Raw genomic sequence first — 15984 nt, forward strand, 5'->3', positions numbered from 1 at the left:
ACCCTTTTTCTCAAAGGGTGCGGCTTTTTTTGTTCGTCTTGGGGCGTTCCGAGGAGGAGTGCTTATCCTCCAGAGGTGTTTGCGGGCTCAGGCAGTTCAAAGGTCTCTTTCTTTTCGGTAAAACCCTTTGCACCGGCCCTAATAACTACGCACTTATAGGAAATCATTACAAGCAGTTACCCTCTGAATAATTAGATAGTTCAAAGACACAAAATGTAACTCTCGGTTTGCTCATCCTTCGGGCAATCCATTGAAACAGCGGAAAGGTTTTTTTTCGCAGGCGTTGAGAACGCTTCGAGTAACATGTTAAATTAAATACAAGAATACACCACACCCATTTATCAACACACTGTCACCACATCTCCTACGGACTCATCGCCAAAAAACCGCTCGTGAACCACACGAAGACGTCATTGCCGCTGGGCAAGGCCATCCCTTGCCTCTTTCAAAAAATAAGGAGCCCCTATGAGCAGGCCGGAAAACAAGCCCCCCGCCAGTGACGACTGCGGATGCCCGATCCCGGAAAAAAATGGCAGCCATGAAAAAACCATCAACCTGGCCCTTCAGGGTGGCGGAGCCCACGGCGCGTTCACGTGGGGCGTCATGGATCGGATCATTGAGGACGGACGATTGAGAATCGACGGGTTGTGCGGAACAAGCGCAGGGGCCATGAATGCTGTGGTGTATGCCTACGGCAACATGGTCGGCGGGGACGACGGCGCCAGGCAGGCGCTGTACGACTTCTGGAAAACCATCAGCGACACCGCCCGCATCATGAGCCCGATGCAACAGGCCCCCTGGGAGGCATGGAGCGGCACCTGGAACATGGACACCTCGTTTTCATTCAACATGTTCGAGCTCATGACCCGGGCCTTTTCTCCCTACCAGTTCAACCCCATGAACATCAACCCCCTGCGGGATATCCTCGACAAAGCCGTGGACTTCCAGGTACTGAACCGCTGCCAGGAGACCAGGCTGTTCATCAGCACCACCAGGGTCAGGAGCGGAAAAGTCCGGATATTTACCACAGACGAGATCACCCTGGATGTGGTCATGGCCTCGGCCTGCCTGCCCCAGCTGTTCCAGGCCGTAAAGATCAACGGCGATCACTACTGGGACGGCGGCTACATGGGCAACCCGGCAATTTTCCCCCTGTTTTACCACACCGACACCCGGGACGTGGTGATCATCCACATCAACCCCATGGACCGGGAAGAACTCCCCACAGACGCCAGCGACATCACGGATCGCCTGAACGAAATCACCTTCAACGCCTCCCTGCTCAAAGAGCTGCGGGCCATCGCCTTTATCACCAAGCTCATAGAGGAAGGCTGGCTCAAAGACGAGTACAAGGGCCGCCTGAAGCACATGCTGATGCACTCCATACGGGCGGACAGGATCCTGTGTGACCTGAAGGTCTCCAGCAAATTCAATAGCGACTGGGGATTCCTCACGGACCTGTTCAACCGGGGCCGCGCCACTGCAGAGGCCTGGCTCTCGGAGAACTACGAGTCCATCGGGAAACGGTCCACCGTGGACTTAAAGCAAGATCAATTTTTTTCGACATTCTAACGATCACGTCGGGTAGGCCCCTGACCTCCTTTTGCTTTTTCATAAAAAAACAGGTTTATTCCATGAATGGTTCTAAGGTATTGAAGAAATATGCGGGTTCAATCAGGCGAATCCCCCCTTTGTTTCCGAAGGGTGTCGCCCGCACAGCCATACAGTGATAAGCCGGGCCATCTGCGTCCGGATTGCCAGACAGGACACACGCAACAACGGAAGGAATGACAGTGGAAGTAAAGATTGCTGACCCATCGGATATCGAGCTAACGGTTTCGCCTTCATTACAGATACCAGGTTGACTCCATCGACGAGGCAGATAAAAATGACGGCTTTGTCACCACCCCCTTTACCGAGGCCCAACTGGACGCGTTGATCACCCGGGAACAGGGGCTGTTCATTGCAAAGGAGGAGAACGAGGTGGTGGCTTACGCCATGGCGGCCTCCTGGGAATTCTGGTCGGTATGGCCCATGTTCGCCCACATGATCAAAGGGCTCCCCGAGCTGACCTACCACGGCCGGGTGCTGAGGTGATTTTCAGTACGGTCCCATCTGCGTCGACAAGCGCCTCAGGGGCCAGGGCGTCCTGGAAAGCGTCTTTCACCTCATGAAAGAGACCATGGCAAAACGGTACCCGGTGCTGGTCACCTTTGTGAACAAAAACAACCCGAGGTCCCACGCGGCGCATACGCGAAAGCTCGGCCTCGATATCATCAACGAATTCGAATTCAACGCCAATCACTATTATGAGATGGCCTGCGAGATACAGGCATGACCGACGTACGCACAGCCATCGCATCGGATCTTGGGGCTTGGCTCGCCCTGGCCCGGGAGGTTGAGCCGCTCTTCGGGCCCATGGCCGACGACGCCTCGTTCCAAGCCGCATTGAAGCAGGCCATCAAAGACGAAAACGCCTTTTGCCTTCGGCTGGAGACGGACGCCCCCCTTGCCGGAGGCGTTGTCATCTCCCCGGCCACCAACGAGGTCGCATGGCTTGCCGTTTCTGGGGCCCATCGGGGAAGAGGCCTTGGCGCTGTTCCTTGAAAAGGCTCTGGCCCGCCTCAACCCAGAAAAAAACACTGTCGTCCAGACCTTTGACGACTCGGTACCCGAAGGGCGCGCCGCACGGGCCCTCTACGCACGCTTCGGGTTTGTCGAGCGGGAAGACGGCGGAAACAACCCGGCAGGCCTGCCCACGGTTATCATGGAACAGGCTGGGATACCTGGGCGCTGAAGGCCTGCGCCGGGCACCGGCAGGCCTGGTACCTGAAGGGAGCAAAGGCGGCATGGACGGGCCGTGACAATGCCGCCTCCCCAAAGGATCAACGCCCTTGCACGGATCAGCTCTCCGTAAGCGACGTCCCGACACCCATCAGTCGTCCCTCAGCGCATTGACATCCGCCAAAAACTCTTGTAAATATTTATAAAATTTTCACCCACCTTCACGCAGAGCACCTCATTTACCCCTGCAGTTCTGAAAAATATCCAAGGCATTGAACCGCATCATCCCGGCCATCGTGGGGATCCGAAAGGGTCCCATGCCCTTCACAAGCCACCCTTCCAGAAAAGAGACGAACAGCGATGAAACGAACAAAAAACATGTCACCCATCGGGTTGATGGCGCTCTCTCTCAGTCCTTGCCCTGTTCCTGGTCCATACCCCCGTAAAGGTATCGTCTGCGGAGACAAGGGAGCTGTCCATGGCCCAGCGGCTGAACGGGCAATGGGTCAGGCAGGACGCACCCTATCGGCTTTCCATCAGCGACATCGGCCCCGACGGGGCGATGCATTCGTCCTATTTCAATCCCCGCAGCATCCATGTCCACAAGGCGAATTGGACTGTCCGGCAAAACAGGGTCCACCTGTTTATTGAATTTCAGGACAGGCACTACCCGGGATCACGTTATTTTCTGAAATACAACAAGGAGAAAGACGCCCTGGAAGGGGAATATTACCATGCCATCCAGAACGCCACCTATGATGTCGCCTTCGTAAGGCTGCCAGCTCAATAGCGCCCGACCCCTCATTGCCGAGCTGCACCCGTTGTCCGTTCACGCCCTGGAATGATGTGCCGCGAACAGATTTGCTGTCCTGCGTTCAAGGCACCCGCTTTGCCCCGGAGGATTTTCTTGCTGACGCCCCTCCCTGCACCCTTCGGCACCCTACTTTCTTCAGCATACGCTGTCCGCGTGATGCTTTCAGAATAAGACCATCGTCACAGCTATAAACGATCATCCGAAGCACAGGAGGATGGACCATGAGCAGGCACAAGTTGTTGAACGTGGTTGTTGCCTTGAGCCTTTCCGTGTTGTTTTGTTGCGGCCCGGCCAAGGCCAAATCCAAAGCGATCATCCACGACGCCGAATACTACGTCCTGGAAGCGCAACACGGTGAAAAATGGGCCACTGAAGACGAAGAACTGGACAAGAAACTGGCCGAGTTAAAGGAGAAACACGGCACCCCGCCCAACATCATCCACATCATGTGGGACGACACCGCCGCAGGGGAAATCGGGGTCCCCCAGATCCAGAAGACCCGCGGTTGGGAAACACCGAACATGAACAAATTCTCGGCCGAAGGAATCTACTTTGCCAGGATGTACACCGAGCCCTCCTGCACCCCGAGCCGAGCCGCGGTAATGACCGGTCGGCACGCCGTACGAAACGGCATGTACAATGTGGGGTTCCCTTACGAATACGGCGGGCTGGCAGCTGACGAGGTGACCATGGCAGAGGTGCTGGGCCAGGCCGGGTACGCCACGGCCTTCTACGGCAAGTCCCATTTAGGGGATGTTGAATCGAGCTACATGAACAAGCAGGGCTTTGACGAAGCGCTCTGGACCCCCTACAACCAGGTCCCAAGCTTATATATCCCCGACATCGAGCGAGCCGGAGGCATCTGGCTGGGCAGCCTCAACCACCTGATTATCCCGGACGACCCCTACGCACGACAAGGGCTGGCGACCCAAGGGACAGACACTCTGGGCCCTTGAGGGGGTGAAAGACGGACCGGTCAACGAGTGGGGCACGCCCCCCAACCTGAAAGACTACATCGCCATTGACGGCGAATCCCAGAAACGACTCAGCGTGTTCATGAAAAAAAATGTAGAGGCAAAAAAGCCCTTCTACGACAGTGACGCTGACGCCCTTTACCGGATTTCCTGAAAAGATAACGGCCTCTGCAGGCCTGTTGCAGGAGGGCCTGGCGCGCTTAGACGTGTACGTCGGCCAACTCATGGAAGAGCTCAAGGCCCTGGGTATTGAAGAGAACACCCTGGTCATCCTCATGTCCGACAACGGCCCCATGATCCACAACGGCCCCCCCGGCATGGTTGAGACCCTCTATCGCGGGGGCAAGGGAGACTTCCTTGAAGGGGGCGTACGCGTCACCGCCCATGCCCGATGGCCCGGCCCGCGCGGATCGAGCCGGGCCAGATTGTGGGGGATATCATCCACGAGACCGACCTGTTCACCACCTTTGCCCGTCTCGGAGGGGCCACGAAGTACATCCCCACGGACCGCATCATCGACGGGGTGGACCAGACGGCTCTTTTCTTGAAAGGGGATACCCACAGCAGGCGTGATTACGTCTTTATCTACACCGGGGACGAACTCGCCGCCACGGTCAAAGGCCGCTACAAGCGGGACTGGCGCAACGCCGTACCGGGTCTCAGCGGGGCCGAGTTCTACGATCTCTACAACGACCCGCGGGAGGTCAATCCCCACATGCTCCAGCTGTTTACGACCAAGCCCATGTTCAGCATCATGAAGGCCCGCCACCTCATGATGAAATCTGCGTACCCGGACAAGGAGCAACAACTTCCCCTAAGAACATCGAAAATGCACGGCCGGAGTCTGTTGAAGCGTCCAAACCCCGCTTAGATCCCAAAAAACTTCCCTTTGACCCGCGTGAAGCCATCATGCAGGTCCCCGAGTGGGATAACCTCGACCGAAGCTGGGGGGCCGGTAACTAACAGAGCGCCTTGCACACGCCCTCGGCGTGCTTACCCAAAAACAAAAACCGATACATGGGGTATCCCATAAACAAAAAAAGCCTCCGGCTCTTGTGCCGGAGGCTTTTGCATGAGGGGTTTGCCCAAAAGGGCTCTTCACCGTGCCCCTACTGCCCGTGCCGGTAAATGATATACTGCCGCCCCTTGATCTTTTTCCCGGCAAGGCCTTTTTCGGCCTTGTGGGCCTCGCTGCGACGGATGGCCACATACGAATAAAAATCAAAGCAGTCGATCTTGCCCACGGCCTTTCCCGGGATGCCCACATCCTTGGTCAGGGCCCCTAAAATGTCCCCGGGCCGGAGCTTGCTCTTTCGCCCGCCGTTGATGGACAGGGTCACCATGGGAGAGGCCGGAGCCTCGCCGTCGATGACAGGAAGGGCCGCGGCATCCAACGGCTCAAAATCGGTTTCCTGCATGGCGTTGATCTCCTTCAGGCGAAACCTCTCCTTGGGGGTCAGCAAGGAAAAGGCCTGTCCCTCCTCCCCGGCACGTCCCGTGCGGCCGATGCGATGGACATACACCTCGGTCTCAAAGGGAAGGTCGTGGTTGATCACCGCATCGAGTCCTTTGATGTCCAGGCCCCTTGCCGCCACGTCCGTTGCCACCAGAATGGGGCAGCTTCCGTTGGAAAAGCGCACCAGCACCTCGGTGCGCTCCTTCTGGTCCATGTCCCCGTGAATGGAAAGGGCTGAAAACCCCTTCTTTTGCAACGAGGAGGCAAGGGCCTTGCAATGCAGCTTGGTGTTGCAGAAAACAAGGCACGACACCGGATTGTAGGCCGTCAAAATCCCGGCCACGGCCTCGGGCTTGGCGTCCCAGCTTGTTTCATAGAAACGCTGGCAGATAGCATTTTCTTCATGGGCAACATCCACGGACACGTGCTCTGCCTCGGTCTGGAATCTGCGACTCAGCCCCAGGATGGACTCCGGAAAGGTTGCCGAAAAAAGAAGGGTCTGGCGCCTTCCCGGCACATAATCCATGATGGCCATGATGCTCTCTTCAAAGCCCACATCAAGCATCCGGTCCGCCTCGTCCAGCACAAGGGTGGTGAGATGCTTCAGGGAAAGGGTCCCCCGAAGCAGGTGCTGCTCGATGCGACCCGGGGTTCCCACAACGATATGGGCCTGGTGCTCCAGGGAGACCTGCTGGGGCCTGAAGGGAACGCCTCCGCAGATGGTTACGATCTTGATGTTGTGCCTGAAGCGGGCGATGCGCCGCAGCTCGCCTGCCACCTGCTCGGCCAGCTCCCGGGTGGGGCACATCACCAGGGCCTGCACCCTGAAACGTGCCACATCAAGGTTATGGAGCAGCCCGATGCCAAAGGCAGCCGTCTTGCCGCTCCCTGTCTTGGCCCGGGCCAGAAGGTCCCTGCCCTTCAACACGTGGGGCAGGCTCGCGGCCTGGATGGGGGTCATCTCGTCATACCCCATGGTCCCCAGGTTCTTGATCATCGATTCGGTCAACGGCAAGGCCGTAAATGTGCTCATGGGAAATCCCTGTCTAAAAATAATCCAAAGGCCCCCTGGAATTCATCACCCCGAGGATGCCACCGGTTAAAAGCCTTGCAGGTAAATCACAGATTTAAACAAAAAGCCATCCCAATACCGCTTGCGCCTTGCCCACCGTTCATCATTTCGTCTATTCTATCTTCCGGCCATCAAGGGCATCACTCCCCTCGTCCTGACCCGGCCCGAAAAAACACCCCTGTGACGACACAACCAGACCAGACAAAAGGAGCTGCGCCCATGGAGCCCTTCATGCCCCCGGTACCCAATCCACGCCATGCTCGATCCGCGCCTGCAAAAAGCGCTGATCATCGAAAAAACGTGGAATACGATCATTCACCGGTTAAAAGAGGCCCTTGTTTGACAAGACATGGCAGCCTGTCTTATACCCTGTCACGGCGATAACCTGTTGACGCCTTTTCCGAGGCACGAGGACCTATGACACACAACACCACCGATACTGACGGGACCCCTTCCATGGCGGACAGGGCCGAAGAGTACATCTACCCCTACCTCAACACCACATCCGCCTTTTACTGGCAGATCAACATCATCAAAAACAAGCTCCGGTGCATAAACGACTACCGGGTCCCCGGCCTGGGAGCAAAAACAGCCCAGCTTCTTCAAAACATGCACTACTCCCGCACGGTGATCCTGGAAAAGGACCTGCCCCGGTTCGAAGCCTTCATGAAGGAGATCAAAAAGCGCAGGGAGGCGACGGCCCTGGTGCGGGTCAAGGCCGAGGACGGCACCATGCGGTGGCTGAAAATGGCCGGCTGGCCCGACCCCTGCAAATCCTCCTGCTGCTTCGGCTTCATCTCCGATGAAACCCGGCTGGTAAGCGACGTCCTTGCCGCAGACCGTGATGAATCCTCCATAGGGGACAAGGCCAGCCTCTTTGACAACCCCGTCTTTGTGGCCAGCTTCAGCGACCGAAGACTCATCGCGGTGAACCCCGCCCTGCTGGAAGCCTTCGGCCTCGACGAAGAAGAGGCCCTGGAACCTACCCTCAACGCGCTTCTCAAAGACAACGCAGGGCCCTGCCTGGAAAACATTTACGAAAGCCTTATCTTCGACAGACGCTGGGACGGAAACATCGCCATCCGATTCCGGGACGACGCCCCCTTTTCCGCCAGGGCCTCCATCCGGGCGGTGTCGGACCTGGGACACAACATGCTCTGGTTCTCCCTTCACAACGTAACTGCCCAGGCCCATGCAGCCCAACCCGCAATGGACGCAAGCCCCTCCCCCTCGACCCCAGGCCCCATGGCGGCCATCGGTGAGGCCAAGAGCATCTCTGAGCTTCTTACTCTCACCCTGAAAAACCAGCCCCAGCCACCACTGGCCGACGCCCTGATCTACTCCGACGTGGACGTGGCCGGGAACCGGGTCACGGTCTACGGCGAAGGAGCGGGCCTTGACGCCTTAGAACCCGGCTTCTCCCACCCCTACGAAGGGTCCATTGCCGAAAACATCCTGGACTTCCGGTTGGACAACCTCATCCTCAACGAGACCACCGAAAGCATCAAGCCCATCGACTGGGCCCTCTTCATCCCCATGGGCGTCCGCTCCTATTTTGCCATGCCCTTTTATGAGGGGGGAATCCTCACCACCGTCCTCATCTTCTGTGCCTCCAGGCCGGATACCTTTACGGAAGAGAACGTCAAGGCCCTGGGTGCCCTCTACCCGGCCTTCCTCAAAGGCCTGGCCCACTGCAAAACGCAGCGGTAACCGGACTGATGGCACGGCACCGGTAAAAAGACAAAAAAAGCCTCCGGCGGCAAGGTGTGCCATCTTGAGCGCTGATTGCACATGCTCCAGGGCTCGTTCCTCGCCCTCGCATGTGCTGATGGCCTACGCCCATTATGAAGACCATAGGCAAGGGCCACCTTCCCGCTGCCAGGCTCCGCCTGGCAGTGATCTACGGGGGCTCTGCCTCCACGCGCGGCATCGCTTCACCCTGTATCAGGTTAACCATTGAGCCGCGATACCTCCCCCCCTTGCGGCAAAGCCCCAGTCCTTTTGGGCTTCCATCCCAGCAACCGGCCTGACCCACCCAAAAATTGGCCCAACCACTTTTAAAATCACACCGTTACATCAAAAAACCCTTGTGCTACACCCTAAAAAGGAGGATAATTGGTTAACCATTTACAAAAGAGGCCCAACCAATTGAAGAAAGAGCAACAAAAAAAGGTCATAACCGACGAACTGATCTCTTTGATCGAAAAAGAGAATCTCAAGATAGGAAGCCGCCTGCCCTCGGAACGCAAGCTCACGGAGCTCTTCGATGTCAGCCGAAACACCATCCGTGAAGCCATCCGCGAGCTTGAGACACGGGGCCGCGTCAAGGCCAAATCCGGCAGCGGCTGTTTTGTCACAGGCCACGAAGACACGGCCGACTGGGTGAGCCTGCGGGGCAACACCAGCCCCGAGGTCCTGAAAGACCACATGGAGGCCCTTGAAGCCATCAAGCCCCTTGTTGCCGCCAGGGCCGTGGAACGCGCCACGGAGAGCCAGATCAAAGGCCTTCGGCAGGTTATCATCCGCCTCAGTAACGCCATCCTGAACCGGGACAACGATAAAATCACCGAAGCCCTCACCGACTTCAGCAAGGGCCTTTCCCATATGAGCGGCAACCGGTTCTACCACCTCATCCTCCAGGAGATGAACCTGGATCGATATATTCTCTCCGCCACCCTGCCCCACTACACGAGCGAGGCCCTCCAGGCCATGTTCAAAAACAGGGTGGAGGTTATCAACTGCTTCAAAACCCGCGACTCGGAAAAGGCCGCCGACCTTGTCAAAAGCTGCCTTGAAGAGCGGCACGTGTTTTTTGAAGAGCAAACCCGCTGATTGGTCTTGAGCCGGGAGCGATACCGCCATGCAGAGACGAGATTTTTTTAAAAGCCTCATGGAGATCCCACTGAAAAAACTTACCGACAGCCTTAAGGACGATGAGCCCTCCGAGGCCGAGCTGTTCATGGAGGCCATGGGCTACGGAATCGACCCGGCAACCCTCTCTCCGGCCGAACTGAAAAAAGCGGTAAACCGAAAACGGCAGGAGGCCAACCGAAGCAGCCCGCCACCCCCAAGGGCTGCGCCGTCATAGCAACCCGCGACCCAAGAGCCCTGCGAACCCCTTGAGCATATCGCCTTCTCCGAACCCACCGCCCGTGGGACAGGTGAGGTGCGCCCAGCGGCCAGCAACGCTCCGGTCCCCTGACAGAAACACACGTTCCAGCTGAAGCCCTTTAAGGACTCCGTGCCGACAGCCCCTGTTGCCCCGCCAAAAGCAGGCGGAAGCGAAAAAAGGCTGAGCTGCCGAAGACGCCAGTGGTGCGCCCTTTGGCAGCAGGCACCCATCTTTCAGGATTTCAGCCGGTTACAAAGAACCATAGTTATACAGGAGAATACGTAATGGAACGAACCGACGTCAGTTATCTTGAAAGCAGAAAGCTGGTCAAAAGGTGGAAGGGCCCCTTGCCCGCCCTGGCCAACTCTCTGTTTATCGCCATTGTCTTTTACATCACCTGGTGGATCTTCCAGGATCCCCGGGGCATCATGCGCATGTACACCCCTTACGTGGGCTACATGGTCTGCCGCTGGCTCCTCATCCTCTTTATCTGGGTGGCCTATATCTTTGATTTCTGGCCCTTCAAAAGGGCGTGGCTCGACCGCACGCACCCCGTGGTCAAGGGCCTCATCCTACTGGGATTCAGCGTGGCGGCCATGTTCCTGCTCATCAAGGTGTTCTTCGTGGACATCCTGGGAAACTTCGGCATCGCTTACTTCAACCCCGAGCGCCTCATCGGCATGGGCATCACCGAGTTCTACTCCATCGAGTATGCGGCCGAAGCCATCATGATGTTTGCCGCCATCGCCTCCTGGCTGAGCCCCAGCTGGGTCGTGGCCTGCGAGAATGCTCCCTGGCAGAGCCTCCCCCAGCCCGCCCGCGGCATCACCATCGTCACGGTGACCTTTTTCCTCAGCATGATCGTCTACTTCCTGACCATGCACTCCCACATGGCCATCCTCTTCTACCCCTGGCAGAAATTCACCGCCATCTGCCCGCCTTACTGGGAGGATTTCGCCAACACCGTCTCCGGCAACTTCCACATCGCCTGGATCATGTGCTGCACCGTGGTAGTCTGGCTCTATGAAACCATCTGGGAGCGCTACCCCTTTAACCTCATCAAGACCAACTGGCTGCGCCGCACCGCCTCTTTCTTCGGCATCATCACCATTGCCGTAGCCCTGGCCTTCTTCCTCTACTACTGCGAAGAGCTTGCCTGGGGCCCCGCCATCCGAGGGACCAGGCGCCTCATGGCCCCGGACTGGCGCTGGCTCCACGTGGGTGAGATGGCCATCTTCTGGCTCTGCCCCACTCTTTTTCTCACCTTCTACTGCAACAACTGGCCCACGAAGTTCAGCCGCCCCATCAACGTGTTCCTTCGAACCGTTCTCACGGCCGTGGCTGCGGTGCTCGTTTACATCGTCTACTACAAAACCTCCCACCTCTTCCTGGGGACCCAGAAGGGATTTTCCCATCCACAGCAGTTTCCCATGATTCCCATGATCTGGCTCATCAACCTCTTTCTGGTGAACGTCTGGTTCATGGACGGATGGCCCGGCTGGAAAGCCGTGCCCAAGACCTCCGAGGAGCTGGCCGAGGTGGAAGCCGAGATCGTCGCCCATGATGTCAAGTCAACCCGAAGTTCCCTCGCCTTCGCCCGGTATTGCAGGCGGCGTGGCCGTCTACTTTGCCGTCATCAACTTCATCCCCTGGTTTTCCAAGGTGTACACCATCATCAAATGATACCACGGGCGCCAACGCGCCCCTGTGACGATTCAAGAAAAGAGAGTGTGTCATGACTGAAAAAAAACAGACGGGTCTTTCCCGACGTGACTTTGTGAAAGGGGCTGCCACCGGCGTATGCGCCGGCACCTTTGCCACCATGGGGCTCTACTCCTACTCCCCCATGGCCAAGAAGCGGCTGGCCAAAACCACCCGGGCCATGAAGGACTTCGGGGTGCTGAAAAGCGTCAAGATCACCAACATCTCCGAAACCAGCTGGTTCAACAACGGCGACCTCATCGGGGACATCCACGCGGCAGGCGGCCTCCTCGTCAACCAGTACGACCTCAACTGGCCTCCCTTCGGCAACGGCAAGGGAACCGCCCAGGGCTCCTACGAGAGCGGTATCGCGACCATCAAAGACCTGATCCCCAAAGATCTGGAAAAGGCCTGGAAGATCAGGGCAGGCTTCTCCCTGCACCCCTGGAGACGAGGGGCTACGCCTGCCTCATCGAGGTGGAGGAGCTAAACGGCAAAACCCACAAGTACCTTCTGGACACCGGCTGGTCCTACACCTGGACCGACGCCGCCTTCAAACGGGAGGGCATCGATAAGATGCTCCAAAACCATGAGATCGAAGCCCTGTTCATATCCCATGAACACTGGGACCACTTCTGGGGCTTTCCCGTGACCATGAAGTACGACCCCACCATCCCGGTCTTTATCCAGGACGGCTTCTACCCTGAGGGCCTCCAGTACATCAAGGACTCCGGCCACACCGGGCCCCTGACCTCCTACAAAAAGGCGGTGAACCCCTTTATCCCCGGAATGGCTGTCCTGAAGTTCGACGTGCCCATCATCAACCGGGTCTTCGGGGAGATTTCCCTGGCCTTCAACGTCAAGGACAAAGGCCTGGTCCTGGTCAGCGGCTGCTGCCACCAGGGCATCCTGAAGTTCGCCGACCTGGCCCACACCGAGCTCAAATACGAGAACGACCGGTTCTACGGTATCTACGGCGGCCTCCACATCTCCCCCTTTGAAGACTGGGACCCCAAATACGATGACCTGGTCATCTCCCTTGGGAAATGGGGCTTTGAGAAAATCGGATGCAACCACTGCACGGGACACCTCACCGCCAAGAAGTTCATCGAGGCAGGCTACCCCGTGATCAGGGGCACCGCCCGGTTCCGCTCCTCGTCCCCCGACTACCTCGGCAACGGCGACAAAATCGCCTTCGGCGTTTAAAAGCAAAAAACAGCCTCCGGCGGCCCTGCCGGGGGCCAAACTTTTAAAAAAGTTTGACAAACAGGTCTTGGGCGAAAGGTGAATCCACCGCCAGCCATTGAGGCTGGCTCTGCCCACGACGAACACCCTTGCGCTTTGTCTCGAGAAACAAGGGACAAAGAGCAAGGGCAATCAGCTTTCGAGGTGGCTCCACCTCGCCGCCGGAGGCATGCTTTTTCCGGCGATTTTGACCATAGAAGGCTTGCCTTCTTCACCCATTGAAACCATAAAAGACGAGACACCGTAATCCCAACGTCACAACAAGCTGTGCCATGTGCGCCCTTCCGACCTTGCCGACGGCTCGGGCAGCGGCCCTACCCCCGGCTCCTGATCAACGTCATTGGCCCGGGGCCTGTACGACAAAGGCTTCAAGAAACGCTCCGGCTGGGGGCATGGCCCCCACCCAGAGCGATGGGGAATCCTGGACCTTCAGACTCAAGGGGCACCGGGGGAAGTTCGGCCTCGGATGCGAAGAGAAAGAAGAAGGAACGGAGACCCGGGCAATGTGCGCGGTTTCTTGTCCACTTTCCAGACAGGGAAAATGAAGGCTTGTCGACGGGTCAACCTCCACGCCGCCGCCACGGCCCAGCTGCCGGACTACCTGGAAAGGTACCAGAATTTTCGCGCTATCCGGAGATGACAGAGCCCTTTCTTGCAGGGCACCTTACCCTCCGCCTGGGCAGCGGAGACTCGCCCCTCCTCCTCAGCCTGGAAGCTCCGTCAGCAAAACGGGTGGTTGCCGCGGACGGCATCCGATGCCCGGGAAGCCCCGAAGGGGAGTACCTTGTGGCCCCCGGCGACTGCGAGGAAAATGTCCCGGCCTTTGCCCTTGCTTCGGCCCTGTTCCATGCCATCTGCGCGGCCGTCTCCCATACCCTGGAGGCTTCCCCGTGCCTCTTCCGGGAGGCGCACACAAAGGGACAGGTTCTTTTTTACAACGCCCACGGCGAGGTCTCCGCCCGGGAGACGGACAAATGGCCCCTCATTCACCAGACCGCAGGCTACGGACCGCTTCCCGATACGGAAAAAGCCCTGAAAAACACGGAGAACACCGACCGGATGGAAACAATAACCTGGCGGCAGGGAGAACCCCTCCCGCAGAGCGCCCCGGCCCTCATCTGGCAGGGCGCCTCCCCGGATGCCGACATGGAGGACACCAACATCCCCTTGACGGACAAGCGCCCCCAGCTCATCGTCCTCACCGGCTTCCTGGGCTCTGGCAAGACCACCTTCATCAACAACTTCGTGGAGTACCACACCAGCCGGAACCGGTTTGTGGCCGTGGTGCAAAACGAAATCGGGGAGACCGGCCTGGACGGTAAACTCCTTGAGACCAACTGCAACGTGGTGGAGATCGACGAGGGCTGCGTCTGTTGCACCCTTGCCGGAAAACTCTCGGCCGGCATCACCCAGCTTCTGGACCGGTTCACGCCCGAGGCGATCATCCTGGAGACCACCGGCCTTGCCAACACCTTCAACCTCCTCCATGAAATTGACGAACTCAAGGAGCTGGTCCGGTTTGACTCGGTCACCACCGTAGTGGACTGCGCCAACGCCCTCACCTCCCTTGAGACCTACGAGGTCGCCAAGGATCAGGTCCTAGCCGCAGACATCGTCATCCTTAACAAAACGGACCTGGCCGGACCGACACAGACACAGGCCGTCGAAGCCACCATCAGAAACCTCAACACCCGTGCCGTGACCCTTCAGACCAGCCACGGAAACATCAGCCCGGGCCTCCTCTACGACGATGTTGTCGAAGGCCCCCTCCCCGAAAAAAGCGCCACGGCCGACCACCATGTCTGCCACGGCGAAGAGGGCATCGGCTCCATCAAGATCCCCCTGCCCCACCCCGTTGAGAGGGGCGCGCTCACGGCAGCCCTTGCAGAGCTGCCCCCCGACATCCTGAGGGTCAAGGGCATTGTCCGGTTTAAAGGCACCGACCAGGCCGAAGTCTGCCAGTACGTCGGCGGTCGCCTCGATCTTTCCCGGCACACCGGCCGAAACGACGAACCCGGCTTTCTCATTGTCATCGGCCGGGATATCCACACCCAGAAACTGCCTGGAGTTCTCCATGATGCATCTTATTCAACAGGGCGGCCCCATGATGGTCCCCATCGCCTTCTCTTCCCTGGCTGCGCTTGCGGTCATCATTGAACGGATGATTACCTTTTCAACCCTCGGCTTTCCCGACGAGGCCGCCATGGACCGAATCACCGAGCTGGCGCGCGACCACAAACGCAGCGAGGCGACCACCGTCATCAACGAAAAGGGGGACATCCTCACAGACCTCCTCCTGGCCGCCGTCGGCCCCGGTGAGAAAGAGGAGCGCGAAGCCGCCGTGGGCTACGCCGGAGACGCCGTGCTCTTCTTTTTAGGCCGCCGTCTCGATTTCTTAGCCATGATCGGGGCAACCGCCCCCCTCATGGGACTTCTGGGGACAGTCCTCGGTATGATCCGCGTTTTTGAAAACGTTGCAGGCGCCGGCAACGCCGCCGATATCGCCCTGCTCGCCGACGGAATCTGGCAGGCCCTTATCACCACCGCCGCCGGACTCGCCGTGGCCGTGCCGGTACTCATCGCCCACGGGTACTTCAGCCGGAGAGTCAAAAAAACCGCGTTTCACATGCAACAGACGGCAGCAGGTCTGATGAAATGACATCAGAAATGACTTAGATGGTTAACGTGGAAGGAAAAAGCAGACCTCCGGGGCCAGGGAATAATTCCCTGGGCCTCAGGTTGCGAATGCTCTCAGATGGGCTTCGCCCGCACCGAATATCGGGAGTGAAAGACAGTCAACTGTACCAGGGTACCTTTCGTTCCCAG

Annotated in this window: 18 protein-coding genes; 17 read left to right on the top strand and 1 reads right to left on the bottom strand. The window is 58.1% G+C overall.

Translation table 11 applies throughout. From position 1 onward, the window contains the following. Positions 1–465: 465 nt before the first annotated feature. The 9 genes from ACOYW2_RS16120 (at position 466) to ACOYW2_RS16160 (ending at position 5120) form a co-directional block, all read left to right on the top strand. Complete coding sequence (locus ACOYW2_RS16120) at positions 466–1572, top strand: patatin-like phospholipase family protein (protein ID WP_482767161.1); 1107 nt, start codon at positions 466–468, stop codon at positions 1570–1572. Positions 1573–1935: 363 nt separating this feature from the next. Further along, positions 1936–2097 carry a hypothetical protein gene (locus tag ACOYW2_RS16125; RefSeq protein ID WP_482767162.1) on the top strand — a complete coding sequence of 54 codons (162 nt, stop codon included), beginning with the start codon at positions 1936–1938 and terminating at the stop codon, positions 2095–2097. Positions 2098–2170: 73 nt separating this feature from the next. Further along, positions 2171–2338, top strand: coding sequence for a hypothetical protein (locus tag ACOYW2_RS16130; protein WP_482419055.1), 168 nt, complete (start codon positions 2171–2173; stop codon positions 2336–2338). Beyond that, complete coding sequence (locus ACOYW2_RS16135) at positions 2335–2607, top strand: hypothetical protein (RefSeq protein ID WP_482767163.1); 273 nt, start codon at positions 2335–2337, stop codon at positions 2605–2607. The genes ACOYW2_RS16130 and ACOYW2_RS16135 overlap by 4 nt, the downstream gene beginning before the upstream one ends. Beyond that, entirely contained in the window at positions 2591–2797 is a 207-nt protein-coding gene (locus ACOYW2_RS16140) for a hypothetical protein (protein WP_482767164.1), read from the top strand. The genes ACOYW2_RS16135 and ACOYW2_RS16140 overlap by 17 nt, the downstream gene beginning before the upstream one ends. 465 nt (positions 2798–3262) lie before the next feature. Then, a complete protein-coding gene (locus ACOYW2_RS16145; protein ID WP_482767165.1) occupies positions 3263–3574 on the top strand; it encodes a hypothetical protein in 312 nt (103 codons plus the stop codon). 245 nt (positions 3575–3819) lie between these two features. Continuing rightward, a complete protein-coding gene (locus ACOYW2_RS16150) occupies positions 3820–4554 on the top strand; it encodes a sulfatase-like hydrolase/transferase (RefSeq protein WP_482767166.1) in 735 nt (244 codons plus the stop codon). Positions 4555–4558: 4 nt separating this feature from the next. Then, positions 4559–4726: a hypothetical protein gene (locus ACOYW2_RS16155; protein WP_482767167.1), complete on the top strand. Its 168-nt coding sequence runs from the start codon at positions 4559–4561 to the stop codon at positions 4724–4726. 70 nt (positions 4727–4796) lie between these two features. Continuing rightward, the gene (locus tag ACOYW2_RS16160; RefSeq protein ID WP_482771042.1) at positions 4797–5120 is read left to right on the top strand and encodes a hypothetical protein; all 324 of its coding nucleotides are present in this window, start codon (positions 4797–4799) and stop codon (positions 5118–5120) included. Between the two features lie 561 nt (positions 5121–5681). On the opposite strand, the gene dbpA is transcribed toward ACOYW2_RS16160, so the two are convergent. Then, complete coding sequence (dbpA, locus tag ACOYW2_RS16165; RefSeq protein WP_482767168.1) at positions 5682–7061, bottom strand: ATP-dependent RNA helicase DbpA; 1380 nt, start codon at positions 7059–7061, stop codon at positions 5682–5684. 456 nt (positions 7062–7517) lie between these two features. Between dbpA and ACOYW2_RS16170 the strand changes: the two genes are divergently transcribed. The 8 genes from ACOYW2_RS16170 (at position 7518) to ACOYW2_RS16205 (ending at position 15817) form a co-directional block, all read left to right on the top strand. Next, complete coding sequence (locus tag ACOYW2_RS16170; protein ID WP_482767169.1) at positions 7518–8810, top strand: PAS domain-containing protein; 1293 nt, start codon at positions 7518–7520, stop codon at positions 8808–8810. Positions 8811–9248: 438 nt separating this feature from the next. Continuing rightward, positions 9249–9932, top strand: a complete 684-nt coding sequence (locus ACOYW2_RS16175) for a FadR/GntR family transcriptional regulator (RefSeq protein WP_482767170.1) — start codon at positions 9249–9251, stop codon at positions 9930–9932. Positions 9933–9960: 28 nt separating this feature from the next. Then, the gene (locus ACOYW2_RS16180; RefSeq protein ID WP_482767171.1) at positions 9961–10188 is read left to right on the top strand and encodes a hypothetical protein; all 228 of its coding nucleotides are present in this window, start codon (positions 9961–9963) and stop codon (positions 10186–10188) included. Positions 10189–10496: 308 nt separating this feature from the next. Further along, the gene (locus ACOYW2_RS16185) at positions 10497–11951 is read left to right on the top strand and encodes a hypothetical protein (RefSeq protein ID WP_482767172.1); all 1455 of its coding nucleotides are present in this window, start codon (positions 10497–10499) and stop codon (positions 11949–11951) included. Next, the gene (locus ACOYW2_RS16190) at positions 11948–12403 is read left to right on the top strand and encodes a twin-arginine translocation signal domain-containing protein (protein WP_482767173.1); all 456 of its coding nucleotides are present in this window, start codon (positions 11948–11950) and stop codon (positions 12401–12403) included. Before ACOYW2_RS16185 ends, ACOYW2_RS16190 begins: the two co-directional genes overlap by 4 nt. Then, positions 12391–13119, top strand: coding sequence for an MBL fold metallo-hydrolase (locus ACOYW2_RS16195; RefSeq protein WP_482767174.1), 729 nt, complete (start codon positions 12391–12393; stop codon positions 13117–13119). Before ACOYW2_RS16190 ends, ACOYW2_RS16195 begins: the two co-directional genes overlap by 13 nt. Positions 13120–13794: 675 nt before the next feature. Then, a complete protein-coding gene (locus ACOYW2_RS16200) occupies positions 13795–15315 on the top strand; it encodes a CobW family GTP-binding protein (protein WP_482767175.1) in 1521 nt (506 codons plus the stop codon). Further along, complete coding sequence (locus ACOYW2_RS16205; RefSeq protein WP_482767176.1) at positions 15233–15817, top strand: MotA/TolQ/ExbB proton channel family protein; 585 nt, start codon at positions 15233–15235, stop codon at positions 15815–15817. The genes ACOYW2_RS16200 and ACOYW2_RS16205 overlap by 83 nt, the downstream gene beginning before the upstream one ends. Positions 15818–15984: the final 167 nt, after the last annotated feature.

The sequence above is a fragment of the Desulfoluna sp. CLI2B genome (genome assembly GCF_056847375.1).